Annotated in this window: 17 protein-coding genes; 9 read left to right on the forward strand and 8 right to left on the reverse strand. The window is 65.2% G+C overall.

What is annotated here, in order from left to right:
- Positions 1-12 precede the first annotated feature (12 nt).
- Positions 13-1,386, reverse strand: coding sequence for a PAS domain-containing sensor histidine kinase (locus QNA11_RS15155; RefSeq protein WP_283483677.1), 1,374 nt, complete (start codon positions 1,384-1,386; stop codon positions 13-15).
- Positions 1,387-1,460: 74 nt separating this feature from the next.
- On the opposite strand from QNA11_RS15155, the gene QNA11_RS15160 reads away from it, so the two are divergent.
- From QNA11_RS15160 to QNA11_RS15175, 4 genes are all read left to right on the forward strand, one after another.
- Positions 1,461-2,150: a fumarylacetoacetate hydrolase family protein gene (locus tag QNA11_RS15160; protein ID WP_283483678.1), complete on the forward strand. Its 690-nt coding sequence runs from the start codon at positions 1,461-1,463 to the stop codon at positions 2,148-2,150.
- Positions 2,151-2,452: 302 nt separating this feature from the next.
- On the forward strand, positions 2,453-3,955 hold the full coding sequence (locus QNA11_RS15165; RefSeq protein ID WP_283483679.1) for a pyridoxal phosphate-dependent decarboxylase family protein: 1,503 nt from the start codon (positions 2,453-2,455) through the stop codon (positions 3,953-3,955).
- A 267-nt stretch (positions 3,956-4,222) separates the two neighbouring features.
- Positions 4,223-6,121: a cobaltochelatase subunit CobT gene (cobT, locus tag QNA11_RS15170; protein ID WP_283483680.1), complete on the forward strand. Its 1,899-nt coding sequence runs from the start codon at positions 4,223-4,225 to the stop codon at positions 6,119-6,121.
- A gap of 151 nt (positions 6,122-6,272) precedes the next feature.
- Complete coding sequence (locus QNA11_RS15175; RefSeq protein ID WP_255537152.1) at positions 6,273-6,398, forward strand: hypothetical protein; 126 nt, start codon at positions 6,273-6,275, stop codon at positions 6,396-6,398.
- A gap of 228 nt (positions 6,399-6,626) precedes the next feature.
- On the opposite strand, the gene QNA11_RS15180 is transcribed toward QNA11_RS15175, so the two are convergent.
- Positions 6,627-7,418, reverse strand: a complete 792-nt coding sequence (locus QNA11_RS15180) for a quinoprotein dehydrogenase-associated SoxYZ-like carrier (RefSeq protein ID WP_283483681.1) — start codon at positions 7,416-7,418, stop codon at positions 6,627-6,629.
- 62 nt (positions 7,419-7,480) lie between these two features.
- The gene (locus QNA11_RS15185) at positions 7,481-8,416 is read right to left on the reverse strand and encodes a quinoprotein relay system zinc metallohydrolase 2 (protein ID WP_502867535.1); all 936 of its coding nucleotides are present in this window, start codon (positions 8,414-8,416) and stop codon (positions 7,481-7,483) included.
- 285 nt (positions 8,417-8,701) lie between these two features.
- On the opposite strand from QNA11_RS15185, the gene QNA11_RS15190 reads away from it, so the two are divergent.
- From QNA11_RS15190 to QNA11_RS15205, 4 genes are all read left to right on the forward strand, one after another.
- Positions 8,702-10,570: a methanol/ethanol family PQQ-dependent dehydrogenase gene (locus QNA11_RS15190; protein ID WP_283483682.1), complete on the forward strand. Its 1,869-nt coding sequence runs from the start codon at positions 8,702-8,704 to the stop codon at positions 10,568-10,570.
- Positions 10,571-10,718: 148 nt separating this feature from the next.
- Entirely contained in the window at positions 10,719-11,186 is a 468-nt protein-coding gene (locus QNA11_RS15195) for a c-type cytochrome, methanol metabolism-related (protein ID WP_165054980.1), read from the forward strand.
- Between the two features lie 25 nt (positions 11,187-11,211).
- A complete protein-coding gene (locus tag QNA11_RS15200; protein ID WP_502867536.1) occupies positions 11,212-12,117 on the forward strand; it encodes a substrate-binding domain-containing protein in 906 nt (301 codons plus the stop codon).
- The gene (locus QNA11_RS15205) at positions 12,114-12,665 is read left to right on the forward strand and encodes a PQQ-dependent catabolism-associated CXXCW motif protein (RefSeq protein WP_283483683.1); all 552 of its coding nucleotides are present in this window, start codon (positions 12,114-12,116) and stop codon (positions 12,663-12,665) included. Before QNA11_RS15200 ends, QNA11_RS15205 begins: the two co-directional genes overlap by 4 nt.
- 180 nt (positions 12,666-12,845) lie before the next feature.
- On the opposite strand, the gene QNA11_RS15210 is transcribed toward QNA11_RS15205, so the two are convergent.
- On the reverse strand, positions 12,846-13,457 hold the full coding sequence (locus QNA11_RS15210; RefSeq protein ID WP_283483684.1) for a hypothetical protein: 612 nt from the start codon (positions 13,455-13,457) through the stop codon (positions 12,846-12,848).
- A gap of 22 nt (positions 13,458-13,479) precedes the next feature.
- Here QNA11_RS15210 and QNA11_RS15215 point away from each other — a divergent pair, with 22 nt between their 5' ends.
- Positions 13,480-14,181 carry a HisA/HisF-related TIM barrel protein gene (locus tag QNA11_RS15215; protein ID WP_283483685.1) on the forward strand — a complete coding sequence of 234 codons (702 nt, stop codon included), beginning with the start codon at positions 13,480-13,482 and terminating at the stop codon, positions 14,179-14,181.
- Between the two features lie 47 nt (positions 14,182-14,228).
- Here the strand turns inward: QNA11_RS15215 and fae (QNA11_RS15220) are convergent, their stop codons facing one another.
- From fae (QNA11_RS15220) to QNA11_RS15235, 4 genes are all read right to left on the reverse strand, one after another.
- Positions 14,229-14,801: a formaldehyde-activating enzyme gene (gene fae / locus QNA11_RS15220; RefSeq protein ID WP_165054957.1), complete on the reverse strand. Its 573-nt coding sequence runs from the start codon at positions 14,799-14,801 to the stop codon at positions 14,229-14,231.
- A 195-nt stretch (positions 14,802-14,996) separates the two neighbouring features.
- Positions 14,997-15,506, reverse strand: a complete 510-nt coding sequence (gene fae / locus QNA11_RS15225) for a formaldehyde-activating enzyme (RefSeq protein WP_165054956.1) — start codon at positions 15,504-15,506, stop codon at positions 14,997-14,999.
- 138 nt (positions 15,507-15,644) lie between these two features.
- Positions 15,645-16,523 carry a triphosphoribosyl-dephospho-CoA synthase gene (locus QNA11_RS15230; protein ID WP_283483686.1) on the reverse strand — a complete coding sequence of 293 codons (879 nt, stop codon included), beginning with the start codon at positions 16,521-16,523 and terminating at the stop codon, positions 15,645-15,647.
- A 242-nt stretch (positions 16,524-16,765) separates the two neighbouring features.
- Positions 16,766-17,839 (reverse strand): RimK family alpha-L-glutamate ligase, encoded by a 1,074-nt coding sequence (locus QNA11_RS15235; RefSeq protein WP_283483687.1) that lies wholly within the window; start codon positions 17,837-17,839, stop codon positions 16,766-16,768.
- Positions 17,840-17,913: the final 74 nt, after the last annotated feature.

The raw sequence follows: 17,913 nt of genomic DNA on the forward strand, positions 1-17,913 counted from the left end.
CGGCAGAAGTGGTTACACCCCGAAAATTTGGAGCCTCAGCCGCGCCCCCTCGCCCGGCGCGCTCTCGACCTCCAGCGTCGCGCCCGCGAGGCTTGCGCGCTCGCGCATGCCCAGCACCCCGAAATGGCCGGGCGCCGGCGTCGTTGGGTCGAAACCTGCGCCATCGTCCTCGACGATTAGCTGCGCGCGCGCGTCGTTCACCTGCAGGGTGACGCGCACGTTTTTCGCGCCCGAATGCAGCTCGATATTGCGCAACGCCTCGCGCAGGATCGCCGCGAAAAGCGTTTCGGTCTGCGCCGCAAGCGGCCGCTCGGCGGCAAAATCCAACGTAACCGTGACATCGGGCCAGCGCGTCTGGAACGCCAAAGCGATGGCGCGCAGATCGGCGTCCTCTCGCCGCGTCTCGCGCATCTGGGCGATGGCCTCGCGCGCCTCCCACAAGCCCTGCCGCGCATGCGCGTCGACCTCGGCCAAGGCTTTCTTCGCCTCCGGGTCGGCGGTCTTTTTCGCGATTAGCCGCGCCTCGGCGATCATGGTGACGATGGAGCGCACCAGCGTGTCGTGGAGATCATGGGCGATCCGCAAACGCTCATGGGCGACCGCCGCGGCGCGCGCTTCTTCCTGCGCCTTCTCCCGCTCGACGCGCAGACGCCGCTCGGCGGTGACGTCGCGCGCCACGGCCTGAAACTCGCCGCCGGCCTCGGGACCGAGAAAACGAATGTCCCAGGAAAGCCAGAACGCGCGACCCCTCGCGTCGCGGGCCGACATCTCGAAGGACCGCGCTTCGGCGCCGCGTCCGAGCCGCCAGGGAGCGCCCTGAGAGGGAAAGAGTTCGTCGAGGGCTTCGCCGATCAGCGCGTCCTGCGGCTTGCCGAGGAAGGACGCCGCCGCCCGATTGGCGAAGACCAGCCGGAAGTCGGGCGTGAAACGCAAGACCAGATTGCCGGAGGACTCGACGATGTCGCGATAGAGCGCGTCGGCGACCTTGAGGCGCGCGGCGGCGGCGTCGGCCTGCTGCTGTAAAAGCTGCTTCTCGCGGCGGTCCGAGGCCAGAAGGCGGTCGATCTGCTCCGATCCGTGGTCCGGCGTGGTGACGATGAGGTAGCCTTGGGCGCGCGCGCTCCAGCCGATCGCGATCGTGACGCGCCGGCCCTCCAAGGCGGCGCGCATCGAGGGGAGAACAATCTCGCCCCCTTCTTCGCGCAGGCGTGCGAAAGCCGCCTCCATATGGATGAGGAGCGGCGAGTCGCAGACGGGCGTCCCCACGCGGGGCAGCCAGGCGCTGAGCGGCCCGAAGCGCTGGCGAACAAAGAGACGCTCATCCGCCACGGCGAGCCCGATCTGCCCGCGCGCCAGCGCCTCGTCGGCGATTATGCTCCCAGTCAAGCTCATGTCCAAAACAATAGCCGCGTCAGGCGAAGTCACTCTATAAGCGGACGACGCAACGTAGAGGAATCGCTATGTCCCACGTCTTTCCTCCGCCGCCCACCCCTTCCGTCGCGGTCGCCGGCGATGCGCGGCGCTTTCCGGTGCGGCGTATTTTCTGTGTGGCCCTGAATTACGCCGACCATGCGCGCGAGATGGGGAAAGACCCCGGCGCCGAGCCGCCCTTCTTCTTCACCAAGCCCGCCGACGCCGTGGTCGCCGACGGCGAGACCATTCCCTTTCCAGGGCTGACCCAGAATCTGCACCACGAGATCGAGCTTGTCGCCGCGCTGCAGTCTGGCGGGGCTGACATCGCGCCGGGCCGCGCGCTCGATTGCGTCTATGGCTACGCCGCCGGGATCGACCTCACCCGCCGCGACCTGCAGACGGCCGCGCGCAACGCCGGGCGGCCCTGGGATATGTCGAAGGGCTTCGACCACTCCGCGCCGATCGGGGCGATCCGCAAGGCCTCCGACATCGGCCATCCGGCGCGGGGGCGCATTGCGCTCTCTGTGAACGGCGCGCTGCGCCAGCAGGGCGACCTCTGCGACATGATCTGGAGCCTGCCGCAGATCATTGCGGCGATCTCCACCTATGTCGCGCTGGCTCCGGGCGACCTCATCTTCACCGGCACGCCCTCGGGCGTCGGCGCGCTGCAGCCGGGCGACACGGCCGAGGGCGAGATCGCGGGCGTGGGGACCGTCCGCGTCACTTTCGCCAGGTGACTCTGTTTCCGCTTGAACAGCGCGCGTGGGTCGTCATCCCCGGCGAGCCGCAGGCCCGACCGGGGATCCAGAGCCCCAAGTACACTGATTCTGCTCTGAATTCCCGATCGCTCGCTTTGCGAGCGTCGGGAATGACAGCCAACCCATGAGCAGATTTCCCATGATCGACGCAGCGCACAAGGCCGGGTTGCGCAAGGCGGGCAAAGGCGGCTATTTGGCTTTGCCGTTGAAACGCCGGGAGACGCGCGGCGCATGCCCCATATGACCGCCTTTGCGCCGCCCTGGCGCGGGAGCGCCGCGACATGACCAAGCCGGTCGACCTCGACCCCGAAGACTGGGACGCGTTCCGCGCCGAGAGCCATCGCGCGCTCGATTCCATGATCGACTATCTGCGCGACCTGCGCACGCGGCCCGTCTGGACGCCGCCGAGCGAGGAGGCCAAGGCGCGTTTCGATCGCGACCTGCCGGCGCAGGGGCGCGCGCTTTCCGCCGTGCTCGAGGATTTCGAGCGCTACATCAAGCCTTTCGCCACCGGCAACATCCATCCGATGTTCATGGGCTGGGTGCAGGGCGCGGGCACGCCGGTCGGCATGATCGCGGAGATGCTCGCCGCCGGCATGAATTCCAACTGCGGCGGGCGCAACCACATCGCCATCGACGTCGAGCGACAGATCGCCAAATGGATGGCGCAGGCTTTCGGCCTGCCGGAAGACGCCTCGGGAATTTTCGTCACCGGCACCTCCATGGCGAATTTCCTGTCGCTGCTCGTCGCGCGCGACCAGGCCTATGGCGACAAGGACGTTCGCCTCAACGGGCTCTGCGCGCAGCGCGGCCAGCTCATCGCCTATGCCTCGCGTGAGGCGCATAATTGCGTGCGGCAGGCCATGGAGCTTGCTGGCCTCGGCGCGCGGCATCTGCGGCTCATTCCTTCGGACGACAACCGCCGCCTGAAGATCAGCGCGCTGCGCCACGCCATCTCGGCCGATCGCGCTGCGGGCTTCCGGCCCTTCCTCATCGTGGGCACGGCGGGGACTGTGGATACGGGCGCGATCGACCCGCTCGACCGCTTGGCCGACGTCGCCCATTCGGAAGATTTGTGGTTCCATGTCGACGGCGCCTTCGGGGCGCTGGCGGCGCTCTCGCCGCGCTTGAAGCCGCTGGTGAAGGGGCTGGAACGCGCCGACAGCATCGCCTTCGACTTCCACAAATGGCTGCATGTGCCTTACGACGCCGGCTTCTTCCTGGTGCGCGATCCCAAGGCCCATAAGCGCGCCTTCGCCGCCAACGCCGCCTATCTCTCGCGGGCGCCGCGCGGGCTCGCGGCTGGGGACACCTGGCCCTGCGATCTCGGCCCCGATCTCTCGCGCGGTTTTCGCGCGCTGAAAACCTGGATCACCATCGAGACCTTTGGCGCCGACAAGCTCGCCCAATGCATCGAGCAATGCTGCCGCATGGCCAAGCGGCTCGAAGCCTGGATCGAGACGTCCGAGAGTTTCGTGATGCGCGCGCCGGTGGCGCTCAATATCGTGTGCTTTGGGGTGAAGGGCGACGACGACGGCTCGCTCGCCCGCGAGATCGTGATGGAGCTGCACGAACGCGGCGAGGCGGCGCCCTCGCTGACGATCCTCGACGGCGCGCCGGCGATCCGCGCGGCGATCATCAATCACCGCACCCATGAGGAAGACATCGACGCCGTCACGCGCTTCCTGGAAGCGGCGCTACGCCGCGCCCGCAAGGAGCCGCATGATTTCGGCGCCGTGGTGGAGCCGCATGGGCCGGGGAAAACGCGACTGTCGGAGGATTAGAGGGGACAAGACGCCTTCCTGGGCGGCGGCGCGCATCCTGGCCCCAAGGGCTATCGCATGCACACATCGTGAACTTTGCAGCCTCTTCATGGCCGAGCTCGTCCGGCCAAGCCCGGCCATGACTTGCAGAATCTGTGACCCTCCGGTAGCCGACGAGTGGGGCGGAGGCGGCGCGCGTCCGGTTTCTCGATGTTACCTCGATGCGCGTCCCCGCTGGAGCGCCTGCCGACTTGCTCCTTTCCCCGCACCCGCGCATATAGTGGCGCCATGCCGCCCGCGCCCACCAACCGCCGCCCCGCCGCTCCCAAGGAAGCCCCGCAGGAACCCCTCAAAAGGGCCGTCGCCGGCGCCATGCGCGCCATGGCGAAGACCGCCAAGCTCGAAGTGGCCTTCGCGCCCGAGCGCCCGTCGCTTCTCGCCTCGCCCGAGGGCGCCAAGGCGCGGCTGACGGATCCGCCGCGCAAGCTCTCCCCCAAGGACGCGGCGATTTTGCGCGGCCAGGCCGATTCGATCGCCCTGCGCCTCGCCTGCCACGACGATACGCTGCATCGGCGCTACGCCCCCGAGACGATGGAGGCGCGCGCCGCCTTCGACGCTTTGGAGCAGGCCCGCGTCGAATCGGTCGGCGCAAGGCGCATGGCCGGCGTCGCCGCCAATATCGGCGCGATGCTGGAAGACCGCTATGCGCGCAGCCATTCCGAAAAAATAACCAGCCGCGACGACGCGCCGCTCGAAGACGCTCTGGCGCTGATGGCCCGCGAGCGCCTCACCGGCCTCGAACCGCCGCCGCATGGCGCGAAGATCGTCGACTTCTGGCGGGAGGTGATCGAGCAGCGCGCCGGGGGCGATCTCGACCGGCTCGTCGGCGCGGTCGAGGACCAGAAGCATTTCGCGCAGATCGTGCGCGAGCTTCTCTCGCATCTCGACATGGCCGGCGCCGAGGCGCCGGAAGAGACCGAGGCGGACGAGGACAGCAGCGAAGCGCCGCAGAACCCCGAGGAAAGCGAAGAGCCTCAGCAGGAAGAAGATCAGGCCAAGAGCGCCGCCGAGATGGAGACCGCGCTCGCCGCCGAGGATTCCGAGCAGGAGGGCGAGAGCGAATCCGCCGAGGCGCCCTATGGCGAATCGGCGGAAGAGTCGGATACGGGCGATATGGAGGAGGCAGCCGACGCGCGCCGCCCCTCGACAACGGCCGCCGACCGCTCCGGCGCGGATTACCACGCCTTCACCACCCGTTTCGATGAGACCGTGCGCGCCGAGGAATTGTGCGATGCCGAGGAGCTCGACCGGCTGCGCGCCTATCTCGACAAGCAGCTTCTGCATCTGTCGTCTGTCGTCGGGCGCCTCGCCAACCGCCTGCAGCGCCGGCTGATGGCGCAGCAGAGCCGGTCCTGGGAATTCGACATCGAAGAGGGCATGCTCGATCCCGCGCGCCTGCCGCGCGTCATCATCGATCCGCAGCAGCCGCTCTCCTTCAAGCGCGAGAAGGACACGGATTTCCGCGATACGGTGGTGACGCTGCTGCTCGACAATTCCGGCTCCATGCGCGGCCGCCCGATCACAGTCGCCGCGACCTGCGCCGATATTCTCGCCCGCACGCTCGAGCGCTGCGGCGTGAAAGTCGAGATCCTGGGCTTCACCACCCGCGCCTGGAAGGGCGGCCAGTCGCGCGAGCTCTGGATCAATGAAGGCAAGAAGCCTAATCCGGGCCGCCTCAACGACATCCGCCATATCATCTACAAGGCCGCCGACGCGCCCTGGCGGCGGGCGCGGCGCAATCTCGGCCTGATGATGCGCGAGGGGCTCCTGAAGGAGAATATCGACGGCGAGGCGCTCGACTGGGCGCATCGGCGCCTGCTGGCGCGCACGGAGCAGCGCCGCATCCTGATGATGATCTCCGACGGCGCGCCGGTCGACGATTCGACGCTCTCGGTCAATCCGGGGAATTATCTCGAGCGCCACCTGCGCCAGGTGATTTTCGACATCGAGACGAAGTCTCCGGTGGAGTTGATCGCCATCGGCATCGGCCACGACGTGACGCGCTATTACCGCCGCGCCGTGACCATCGTCGACGCCGAGGAGCTTGGCGGCGCCATGACCGAAAAGCTTGCGGAGCTCTTCAGCGAAAATTCGCCGCCAAATGGCCGCGCCGGCGCCCGCGCTTAACCCAGGCGTAACCACGTTTCGGGTATGAGATCGGCAACATTGGAAATGCCGCTACGACGTTATAATTGCAACGAATCTACGTCGATGCGCGTTAACATCGGCGCGCCAACGTCAACGAGCGCGCGATAAGCGTTGCTTGGGAGCGAGTAAGATGGCGTTGGTGAGAAGAATGCGCGACGAGGCGCCCGAATTCGAGAAACTGGCCTGCGTGACGGCGCTTTGCGCTTTGGCGACGCTGCCGCTCGCCTTCTGCGCAGCCGTGACGATTTTCGGCTGAGGTTGGGCCGGAGACGGAGCGCTCCCTCAGTCTGTTGGCAAACCTCCGAGGCGGCCTCGTCCTTCGAAACGCGAGCGTCGCTCGCTCCTCAGGATGAGGCCTAAGTGTTTGACCAAGTAGCAGAAGCTCCTCATGCTGAGGAGCCTGCGCAGCAGGCGTCTCGAAGCACGAGGGGCGTTATCGGCACTCTGTCGGCAGTCTGAGGGAGCGGCAAGCGCTCCCTGTCCCTCACGAGGCGTCGGCGATCGGCCATTCGCCCTTGAACTCTCCGCCCATATTGTCATGCGCGATCACGCGCAGCGTCCTGGCGCCGTTGGGCGCATAGGTGAAACGGAAATTCGGGTCTTCCGAAAGCGAAATCCCGCCCTCCATCTTGAAGATCAGATCGTCGCCCTGCCAGACCTCGACGGCGTCGATGTAATGCGCCGGCGTATAGGCGCGCGTGATCGGGTCCATCTGCAGGCCGGAATTATTCGGGTGGCGAATCATGATTTGCGCCTCGCGCTTGCTCGCGACCGCGCTCTTCAATTCGCGATATTTCATCTTGCCCATATTGGCGAGCGCCTCGTCGGGGTCCTTGCCGGCGGGGGCCGAACATCCGCCCGAGGCCTTCACAAATTTCACTTCCGAATGAAGCTTGCCGTCGCGCGTCTCGGCCACGGCGTGGACATTGGTGTAGCTGTTCACCCGCACGCGCGTCTCGATGGCGTCGACGCCGGCCTTCTCGCCGAAGGTAAAGCTCGCGGCCATGGGCATGGGGTTCTGATCGATGACGAGCGTCGCGGTCTTTACTTTGGCCGGCTCCGGGAAGCGCAAGGTCATCGGCACGATCGCCGCGTCCTCCGCGCGCTTGGGCGCCTCGAGCGAAACGGCGCCGTCAGCCATGGCGATCTCGCGGCTGTGGAAAATGTCCGTGACGAGCCCCGGCCATGGGTCGGGCGCGTTGGACTGCGCCAACGCCGAAGAGGCGAGGGCGGCGGCAAGCATTGCGGCGGCGAGCGCCGTGCGGGCGGTTGACATGGGAATCCTCCAAAACTCTCGCGCGAGCTTAGCGCAGCTTGGAGCCTGAGCGTGAGACAAAGTCACGGCCCCTCCCACTCCAGCTCCGCAAAGCCGGCCGTGGCGTTTCGGGCGTTATAATCGTCGAAAAGGCGCCATTTGCCGCGTTCCTCGCTTCCGGCATCCTTCGCGGCGTCCTTGACGCTTTCGCCCTTCTTGATCGCGGCGCGCAGATCGGCGGTCAGCCGCGAGAGATAAGCGCGTTCGTCGTCGAGCGCCTTGGGCCAGGGCGCGACCTCGAGGCCATGCCCCGGCACGACGCGCTCGGCTTTGATTCCCGCCAGACGGTCGGCGACGTCCAGAAAGCCCAGCAGGCTGCCGTCGACCACCGGCACATGCTGCAGGAACAGCAGATCGCCGGCGAAGAGCGTGCCGCTCTTCGTGTCGAGCGCGGTCAAATCCGCCTCGCTATGCGCCGTTTTCCACGCCTGTAGAACGATCTCCCGGCCGCCGAGATCGAGCGTCGTCGTCTCCGAGACGAGCATCGTCGGCGCAACGATCGTCACCCCGTCGAGCGCGTCGCCCATGATCTGGCGGAAGGAGGCGAGATAGTGCTCGCCGCGGGCGGCGAGGGCGCGCGGCAGATTCTTGTGGCCCACGAATGTCACGCCCGGCAGGACGAAGGCCCCATTGCCGAAGACATGGTCAGGATGCGCATGCGTATTGATGACATAGCGGATCGGCTTTTGCGTCTTCTCGCGCAGCGCGGCAAGGAAGGCTTTGCCCTGAACGAGGCTCCCGCCCGTGTCGATCACGGCGACAGAGTCATCCCCGACGATAGCGCCGAGATTGGCGATGCCGCCGAAATTTTCCCGGGTCATCAGGGACGTTTCGCCCTGATGGGCATAGACGCCGGGCGCGATCTCATCGAGCCCGAAAGGCGCCGCGTCGCGCGCGAGAGCGGGGGCGCAAAAAACCCCGAGACACATGGCGAGAAGAGCGAGAAGAGATGGCAACATATTGATTTATTACGGAGCTTCAGCGCCACAAGGCGCCACGCTCACGCCTCCGTTTTTTGCGATTGCGATTCAGCCGCACGCGACATATTATCCCGCCGTTTCCGAGTTAGAAGATGCCTTCCGGACGGGAACCGGAAGCATCCCGGCGCTGCAGGCAATTTTTTGCCCAAGCGGCCCGGGAGCAAGACGGAAAACGCCTTCCCAATGTCGAGGCGCCCAAAGAGGCGTGACGTCGGCGGCGGCGCAACGGTAAGGCGCGCCTCGGCGTCTCAGGAGGAAATGCTCATGCATAAGCTGTTGTTGTCGACTTCAGTTGGTGTTCTTGCGCTGTTTTCAGTCGGCGCTGCGAAAGCCGACGACGAATTGCTGACCTTGTCGAAAGACCCCAAGCAGTGGGTCTCTCCGACCGGCGACTACGCCAATCTCCGCCATTCGGGCCTCAAGCAGATCACCGCTGACAACGTCGGCAAGCTTGCGCCGGCTTGGCAGTTCTCGACGGGCGTTCTGCGCGGCCACGAAGGCGCGCCGCTCGTTCTCAACAATGTGTCGGTCACCGACAGCTCTGGCAAGACCATCACGACCGACGTGATGTATCTGCACACGCCGTTCCCGAACATCGTCTATGCGCTCGACGCCAAGGATCCGGCGCACCAGATCCTCTGGAAATATGAGCCCAAGCAGGATCCGGCGGTCGTTCCGGTCATGTGCTGCGACACGGTCAACCGCGGCCTCGCTTACGGCGACGGCAAGATCTTCCTCGCTCAGGCCGACACCACGCTGATCGCGCTCGACGCCAAGACCGGCAAGCTCGTCTGGTCGGTGAAGAACGGCGATCCGTCGAAGGGCCAGACCTCGACCGCCGCGCCGCATGTCTTCAAGGACAAGGTGTTCGTCGGCATCGCCGGCGGCGAGTTCGGCGTGCGCGGCCACATCACCGCTTACGACATCAAGACCGGCAAGCAGGCGTGGCGCGGCTACTCCATGGGCCCCGACGCCGATACGCTGATCGACGCCGAGAAGACCACCCATCTCGGCCAGCCGGTCGGCAAGGACTCCGGCATCAACACCTGGCAGGGCGACCAGTGGCAGACGGGCGGCGGCACCACCTGGGGCTGGTATAGCTACGACCCCGAGCTGAACCTCGTCTACTACGGCTCCGGCAACCCCTCGACCTGGAACCCGAACCAGCGTCCGGGCGACAACCGCTGGTCGATGACCATCTGGGCGCGCGACCTCGACACCGGCAAGGTGAAGTGGCTCTACCAGATGACCCCCCACGACGAGTGGGACTATGACGGCATCAACGAGATGATCCTGGCCGACCAGGACTTCGGCGCCGGCAAGAAGGTCAAGACGCTCGTCCACTTCGACCGTAACGGCTTCGCCTATACGCTCGATCGCACCAATGGCGACCTGCTCGTCGCCGAGAAGTATGATCCGGCTGTGAACTGGGCGACGAAGGTCGATATGGACAAGTCGTCCAAGACCTATGGCCGTCCGCTGGTCGTCGACAAATATTCGACGCAGCACAATGGCGAGGACACGAACACCCAGAACGTCTGCCCGGCCGCTCTCGGCTCGAAGGACGAACAGCCGGCTTCTTTCGATCCGGCGACGGGCCTGTTCATGGTGCCGACGAACCACGTCTGCATGGACTATGAGCCGTTCCGCGTGTCCTACACGGCGGGCCAGCCCTATGTCGGCGCGACGCTGGAAATGTTCCCGGCCGGCAAGGTGCTGGGCGACGGCACGAACCACACCGGCAACTTCATCGCCTGGGACGCGCGGACGGGTAAGATCGTCTGGTCGAACAAGGAGCAGTTCTCGGCCTGGTCGGGCGCTGTGTCGACGGACGGCGGCGTGACCTTCTACGGCACGCTGGAGGGCTATCTGAAGGCGGTCGACACGAAGACCGGCAAGGAGCTCTACAAGTATAAGACCCCGTCGGGCATCATCGGCAATGTGATCACCTATGAATCCGCCGGCAAGCAATATGTGGCGGTTCTGTCGGGCGTCGGCGGCTGGGCGGGCATCGGCCTCGCGGCCGGTCTGTCGAAGTCGAACGAAGGTCTCGGCGCGGTGGGCAACTACGCCTCGCTCGCCAACTACACCGCCCTCGGCGGCGTGCTGACCGTCTTCGCCCTGCCGAACTAAGCAGAGCGTAAGATAGAAAACCGGCGCTCGGCGAACCCTGGCAATAAGGGCCTCGCCGAGCGCTGTCGTTTACGAGTGAATGAAGAACCGACCAGGAGAGTGTGTGATGAGATCGTCGATTGCCGGGGCTGTCGCCCTGGGCGTCATGATGTTTGTGGGAACCTCCGCCATGGCCGAGGCCCCCGGAGATCCCAAAGCCGTCAAATCCGAGAACGGCAAATATTTCGACGCGAAAGGCGATCCCACCTATAACGTCGGCGCCGATGGCGCAGTCGATTGGTACACTTTCTCCGGCTATCGCCGCTATCACGCCGAATGCCACGTCTGTCACGGCCCGAACGGCGGCGGCTCGACCTACGCCCCGGCGTTGAAGGAGTCGGTGAAGCGCTTCAACTACGCCGAATTCGCGGGCATCGTCATCGGCGGCCGTCAGAACGGCAACAGCGTCATGCCGGCTTTCGCCGACAATAAGAACGCCGTCTGCTACATCGACGACCTTTACGTCTATCTCCGCGCGCTGTCGACGGGCGCCGTCCAGCCTGGCCGCCCGGAGAAGAAAGAGCCGGCGCCGGAGGCCTTCAAAAAGGCCGAAGCCGACTGCATGGCCGCCAAGTAAGGCGCGTTACAGAGAGGCCGATCACATGATCGTCTCGCAGGCATGTCAGCGCGGCCTCGCCGCGCTCCTGTCCTCAGCCGGCGCCGCCGCGATTTTGTTCGCGGCGGCGTCTGGCTTTGCGCAGCATATGGGCCCGGATGCGGGCGCCAAGGGCTCCGACAACGCCGGCGGGATCGAGCTCATCGATCCCAAAACGCTTCGCGTCTGCGCCGACCCGAATAATCTGCCCTTCTCCAACGAGAAGGGCGAAGGTTTCGAGAACAAGATCGCCGAGTTCCTGGCGGCAAAGCTCCATAAGGAACTCGCCTACGCCTTCTATCCCGGCGCAACGGGTTTCGTGCGCAATACGCTGAACGCGCATCTGTGCGACGTCATTCTCGGCATGCCGCAGGGCAATGATCTCGTGCAGCCGACGAACCCTTATTACCGCACGACCTACGCCATGGTGACGCGCGCCGGTTCTGATCTCGACGGGATACAGAATCTCGACGATCCGCGTCTGAAGGAAAAGAAAGGCCGCATCGGCCTCGTTGCCAATACGCCGCCCGGCAATGTCCTCGCCAAGAACGGCATGATCGGCCTCGTGAAGCCCTATCCGCTGATGGTCGACACGCGTGTCGAATCGTCGAGCGCGACGATGATCCACGATCTCGAGACGGGCGACATCGACGTGGCGTTGCTCTGGGGGCCGATCGCCGGCTATTATGCGAAGCAATCGAGCGCAAAGCTCGATGTGACGCTGCTCCCGGAAACCCCCGGCGTACGCATGGCTTTTCGCATTGGATTTGGCGTGCGCAACTCAGACCAGAACTGGAAGCGCGAACTCAATAATCTCATTGGCCAGAACAAGGCCGAGATCGAAAAGATCCTGGCCGATTATGGCGTGCCCATGCTCGACGAAGCCGGTCAGCCGCTGAGGAAAGCGCAATGAGGCGGCTCGCCGTCGCCTCGCTCATTGCCGCCTTTGGCGGCGCTGCGCGGGCGGAAACTCCGGCGCCGCCGCCAGAGCCCGAAGGCTACCGGCTCGACGCCTATCGCGCGCCCGTGCCTGCGACGCTGAAAGGCGCGGTCGTCGTCGACACTGCGAAGGCTTTCGACTTGTGGCGCGCCAAGGCGGCGGTCTTCGTCGATGCGCTGCCGCATGCGCCAAAGCCCGAGGGCTTGCCGAAAAAGGCCGTGTGGCGCGAGCAGCCGCGTCTCGATATTCCCGGCAGCATTTGGCTGCCCGACACCGGCTTTGGCGCGCTCTCGGACGCGACGCAGGCCTATTTCGAAAAGGGCCTCGCCAAGGCGACGGGGCAGGACAAAAAGAAGGCGCTGGTCTTCTATTGCCTCACCAATTGCTGGATGTCCTGGAACGCCGCCAAGCGCGCCATGTCGCTCGGCTATTCCAATGTCGTCTGGTATCCGCAAGGCACGGATGGCTGGGCCGCGGAAAAGCATCCGCTCGAAGAACGCAAGCCTGAGCCGCGCGAGTAGCGTTCAATACAGGTCCGCTTGATTGGTTCGGTGTCATTCCCGACGCTCGCAAAGCGAGCGATCGGGAATCCAGAGCAAAACCATGCGTATTTGGGGCTCTGGATTCCCGGTCGGGCTTTCAGCCCGCCGGGAATGACAAGCCATAATGCGAGCTGTTCGAACGGAAATCGTATAGCTTCGCTACGCCATCTCCGCCAAAATCTTGCGCGCCACCTCGCCGAAACGCTGCTCGATCAGCGCTGGGCTTTCACAGACATAGCTCGCCATCTTGCGCTGCTCCTCGAAAAGCCGAAGGCGCCATTGTAGCGTCTCGGCCGCCTTCCTCATCGACTCGGCGTCGAGCGGCGGCTTCTTGCCCTGCAAGTCATAAAAGGCCTGCGTCTCTTCGCGAGTCTTCTCGGCCATCTCCTTGAGACGGCGCCCGAAGCGGTCGAGACCGTTCACGACGTCGCGGCGCTCGTCGTTCATACGCTCATAGAGACCGGCAAAGAGCATCGTCAGACGTTCCTTGCGATGATCGCCGGCGCTTTTCGAGAATTCGCCGATGAGCTTTTCAGCTTCCTCGATCGGCGTGCGGCGGGCGGCGATGCGCGCGACGAGGTCAGCGATCGCAGCGTCATCGCGCCAGCTCTTTCGCTCTGTCTCGATGGACGGGCCGGTCCAAACGCCGCCCAGCGCGATCTCGGGAACGCGCACCTGCTTACAGGGCCAGTCGCTCTGCGCGGATTGCGCGATTGCCGAGGTGGCGAGGAGGAGTTGGGCCGTCAAGGCAAGCGCGAGGTGTCTTCTCATCAGCATGCGCCTATAATGCCTCATGCAGGTCATCCCCGTCATCGATATTCGCAATGGCGTCGCCGTGCGCGCCGTCGCGGGTCGACGTTCCGAATATCAGCCGTTGCAGACGCCGCTCGCGCAAACGAGCGCGCCACTCGATGTCGCGCGCGGTCTCGCCTCGCTCCATCCGTTTCGCACATTCTATATCGCCGATCTCGATGCGATCGAAGGCCGGAACGATAATTATCCGCTCATCACGCGCATCGCCGGCGCCTTTCCCGACGCGCGTTTCTGGGTCGATGCGGGGATCGAGCGGCGCGCTGACGCCGAGCGTTGGTTCGCCCAACACAATGTAGATATCGTCATCGGCAGCGAAAGCCTGAAAGACGCGGGCGAACTGCGCGCCGTTAGAAACAATGCGCGTTTCGCGCTCTCGTTGGATTTCTCTGCACAAGGCTTCCTTGGCGACGCGGAAATCCTGCGTGACGCCGACCTGTGGCCTGCGGAGGTGATCGTCATGACGCTTGCGCGCGTCGGCGCGGGTCAGGGGCCGGACCTCGGCCGCCTCAATGAAATTCTGTCGCGGGCCAAAGGAAAAAACATCTCCGCTGCGGGTGGCGCGCGCGGGATCGACGATCTCGTCGCCCTGAAAGAGGCCGGCGCCGCCGGCGCGCTGGTCGCCACCGCTCTGCACGACGGCCGCCTGAGCCGGGCGGACCTCTCTCGAATTTCGGCAAAATAAAAAAGGGGAGCCGCAACGGGCTCCCCTGATTGCAAAAACTTTCGCGCTTAGTTGGCGGCGAAAGGATGCTTGGCGGTGACGCGCTCCTGGACGACGCGCGAGGCCTTCGGGTCGCCCTTCATCGCGCGAGCGATGGCTTCCTTCGTGGCCTGATAGTTGAAGTCCTGTATCTTCTGGTCGTCGTTGGCTTCCCAGTGGATGAAGACGCCGACGCAGATGAACAGGTCTTCAGCCTTGTCGAGCGGAATGACGCCTTCGGCGACCGAGTCCGCAACAGCCTTGGCGACGCCATGCTGCGCGGGGCCGAACATCTGCACGGCCTGCTTGGCGTTCTTGATCGTCACCTTGTTGAACATCATGGTGTAGGGCTTGACGAGCAGGTTCGGGGCGATGACCGCGAGCAGCGTCGTGAAGCCGTCCTTGTTGTTCACGAGGCCGTTGGCGAACGCCTTCTCCGCCGCCGAGCCGCGCGGACCCATGATCAGGTCGATATGGGCGACCTCATTGCCCTCGCCGACGAGCGATTCGCCGACGCCCATCTTGGCGCTGCTGGAGCCCGCGAAGCCCGTCGCCGGCTTCGGAAACAGCGCGCCCAGAATCTTTTCAAAGAAAGAAGCCATGTTCATCCCTCCCGGCGCCATTCGCGTCCAGCGGCTTGTTTATTGCGCGCCCGCGCGGAGCCCGATTGTCCGTTGAACGCCGGATTTGACCGCGGCGCGTATCGTGTTCGGCAGAAAGGGGAGCCGGCTCCGGCTCCCCTGATTATCTCGCTGGCTCGAGCGTTTTCGGATCGAAAACGCTCAGGCGTTCCGAACTCAGTTCGGAGCGAAGGGGTGCTTGGCGTCGTTGCGCTTGGCGACGACTTCGGCGGCCTTCGGCTCGCCGGCGACGGCGCGGGCGATGGCTTCCTTGGTGGCCTGATAGTTGTAGTCCTGGATCTTCTTGTCGTCGTTGGCGTCCCAGTGGATGAACACGCCGACGGAGATGAAGAGGTCGTCAGCTTCCTCGACCGGGATGATGCCTTCGGCGACCGCATCGGCGACGGCCTTGGCGACGCCGTGCTGAGCCGGGCCGAACATCTGGACGGCCTGCTTGGCGCCCTTGATGGTGACCTTGTTGAAGAGGATCGTGTTGGGCTTGCAGAGCAGGTTCGGCGCGACAACCGCGAGAAGGGTCGTGAAGCCGTCCTTGTTGTTGACGAGAGCGTTCGCGAAAGCGAGCTCAGCGGCCGAGCCGCGCGGGCCCATGATCAGGTCGATGTGAGCGACTTCGTTGCCTTCGCCGACGAGCGACTCGCCCACCAGCATCTTGTTGATCTTCGCCATTTGTGCGTTCCCTTTCAGCTTCCCCCAAGCGTTCGCGCGCTGCGCGCCGCGACCGCCTCTATCCTTCGTTTTCGACGTCGGCCTAATCGCCCGACCGGTTAGCCGGATAGCCGCGAGACCACCCCGCGCGGCGCGGACTCAACCATTTTTGTGGGCTTTTGCCAAGATGGCGGGAAGCGAATCGGCGAAAAGAACGCCTACCGTCAGGTCTGCGCTCGTGCCCGGATTGATTTTGTTTTTCTTAAGGTTCTGGTCGAAATCGAGCGCCAATGCGAAGGCTTCGTCGCGCTGCGGGGCGCTTTCGATGCGTGCGGCTGCGCATGTGGCGTCCTCACGAACGGCGCGCGCTTTTTCAATTCCATACTTGCGGACGATGTGGCTGTCGGGGAAAGCGGCAAGAAACGCCAGATATGTTTCGAGCGTTGCGCGCGGCGCGTCATGGCCGCGCGCGCGGGCGCGCTGCAGCGCGTCGAGCCCTGTCTCGAAAATATCGACGAAATCATTGGCGTATTGGTAGCCAATGCGGTCGCGGTCGGCGCTCGCGCGCATGGCCTCCAGAAGCGATGTGCGCGCCGGGCCGGAGACGTCATGCTCTTTCGCCGCGCCGAGGCCCGCGGGATTGGCGCGGCTGATGGCGCGGAACGCAGCGTCGGCGTCGGCGACGTCGAGCGCCGCCAGCACGCGCGCAGTCTCGCGCCGAAGGTCGGGCGATTCGGCGGTCAGCACGGCATGGGCGAGCGGCGCGCAGAGCAGGATGATGCCGAGATTGGTGTTTTGAGCGACCGCCGCCCAGGTGGCCTCGACCGCGCCGAGGATGCGTTGGCCGACGCTCGCGCCGGGCGCGGCGATGAAAGGCGCAGCCGCGCGGGCGCTCTCGATGAAGTCCCGCGCCTCCATGCCGTGGCCCGGCGCAAAGTGATGCACATTGCCGGGCTTGGGCGCGGCAAGCTCCGCCTCGCAGGCCGCGACGAAGGCTTGGGCGACCGCGGCGTTGATTGGGGCGAGGGGGGCTGTCACGTTGCGAATGATATGCTTACCCGAGGGGAGGCGTCCGAGAGCGTCGCTCAGATTGCCGACAGAGTGGCGGTGACGCCCCTCGTGCTTCGAGACGCCTGCTGCGCAGGCTCCTCAGCATGAGGGGCTTGCCAAACACTTAGGCCTCATCCTGAGGAGCGAGCGACGCTCGCGTCTCGAAGGACGAGGCCGCCTCGGAGGTTTATCATCGAACTGGGCGGCCTGCGAGAGCGCCGCTGCGTCGCTCATCCTAACGCGCTCACCGCATTGCGGCGAGCGGGAAGGAGGGAAAGCGCGTCAGCCGCCAGCCGCTCGGCGATGGAGAAGGGCGTGATGCGTTGCAGGCCGCTCCAGCCCGGCATGCTGTTGACTTCCAAAACCATGGGCCGCCCTTGCGCGCTCGTGATGAGATCGACGCCGGCGACGATCGTTCCCATGGCCTCCGACGCTGCAAGCGCCATGTCGCGCTCTTCGCGCGTCGGCTCCGCTGCGACGGGCTTTGCTCCCTGGCGCACATTGGTGATCCAATGACTCGAACGACGTTTCATCGCCGCAACTGCCTCGCCGCGTGAAACGAGAATACGCATGTCTTCGTAAGGCGGGCGGTGGGGGCCGACGAAGCGCTGCAGATAATAGACGCCCCGGGCATCCTCGAGCGAAGGAATGTCGCTTTCCTTTTCCACGAGCCGCAGGCCCCAGCCTTGGGCGCCGAAAAGCGGCTTCATGACAAGGACGCCGCTGCCGCATTCCCGCCGGGCGATCTCACGGGCCTGCGCCAGGGATTGCGTCGCGAAGGTCTCGGGCGCCGGGACGCCGGCGCGCGCGAGCAGAAAGCTCGCCATGCTTTTGTCGGTGCAGCGCTCGATCGACCGAGCGCTGTTTACGAGCGGAACGCCCAAGGCTTCCAGCGCATGCAGCACGCCGAGCCGCATGGTGATCGCCTCGAGCGAGCCGTCGCCGATGGCGCGCACGACGACGAGGTCGGGAAGCGCGTGAAAGCCGGGTATGGCGAGGCCGTGTGGGCGGGCCGAATCGATCCGGCAGGCGGAAAGCCGCACGGCGACCGGCGTCGCCCCCAATGCGCGGAAAGCTGCAAGCGTGTGCTCGACATGCCAGTCGAGCTTGTCGGTGAAGACGGCGACGCGGGGGAGGTTGGGCTCCGAAGGCGCAGGGGAGGGGGTGGGGCAGCCTGTTGTCACGTTTTTTTTCAACCCACCCGCGCGCTTCACACCCTCGTCATGGCCGGGCTTGTCCCGGCCATCCACGCCGCACAGATGCGAGAGCGTGTGGAGAGTGTTGGCGGCCTGGCGTAAACTCACCTGTCGGACGGCGCATCCCGAGGTTCGCCGTATCCCTCGGCGTGGATGGCCGGGACAAGCCCGGCCATGACGGT

Source organism: Methylocystis sp. JR02, from assembly GCF_030063565.1.
Lineage (GTDB): Bacteria > Pseudomonadota > Alphaproteobacteria > Rhizobiales > Beijerinckiaceae > Methylocystis > Methylocystis iwaonis.